The sequence below is a fragment of the Corallococcus exercitus genome, assembly GCF_003611585.1.
Taxonomy (GTDB): domain Bacteria; phylum Myxococcota; class Myxococcia; order Myxococcales; family Myxococcaceae; genus Corallococcus; species Corallococcus exercitus.
On the sequence record NZ_RAVW01000851.1, the window covers coordinates 1 to 711 of the forward strand.

1 protein-coding gene is annotated in these 711 nt (G+C 68.5%); it reads right to left on the minus strand.

The genetic code is table 11. The features are described 5' to 3' along the window. Positions 1–711 (minus strand): aldo/keto reductase (locus D7W79_RS42500; RefSeq protein ID WP_147442378.1); only part of this gene is annotated, 711 nt, incomplete at both ends.

Consider the following 711-nt stretch of genomic DNA (forward strand, 5'->3'; position numbering starts at 1 on the left):
GGGATGGGGCAGTTCACGGCGGGGTGGCCCAGGATGAACTTGAGGAAGAACTGGGCCCAGCTGGTGCAGTCGAACTCCAAGGCCCAGTCCGGCAGGGGCTTGCCCTTCATCTTGCGGAAGAGGCTGCCCTTGTCGAAGGGCTCCATGACGAGCACGGCGACGCCGTGCTCCTTCGCCGCGGGCAGCAGGCGCGCCTCGGCGTCGCGCATCGCGAGCGAGTAGGGCAGCTGCACGAAGTCCAGCTTGCTGCCCTTGATGTGCTTCTCCAGGTCGTCGAAGGCGCTGCGCAGATAGTGGGTGACGCCGACGTAGCGGATCTTCTTCGCGGCCTTCAGCTCCCGCAGCACGGGCAGGTGCACGTCCACGTCCAGCAGGTTGTGCACCTGCATCAGGTCCATGCGGCCGTGGCCCATCTTCTGGAGGGAGGCCTGAATCTGCGCCGCGCCCTCCGCCTTGCCGCGCGTCCAGACCTTGGTGGCGAGGAACGGGGTCTTCTCCTGGCCGGACTGCCTGAGCAGGTCGCCGACGACGGCCTCTGAGCGGCCGTACATGGGCGAGGAGTCGATGAGCCGCGCGCCCGAGGCGAGGAACTTCTGGAGCACCTGGGCCAGGGGCGCGCGTTCGTTCGCGGCGCCGCCGACGTCGAAGGTCTGCCAGGTGCCCATGCCGATGACGGGCAGGGCTTCACCGGAGCTGGGGATGGGGCGGGTG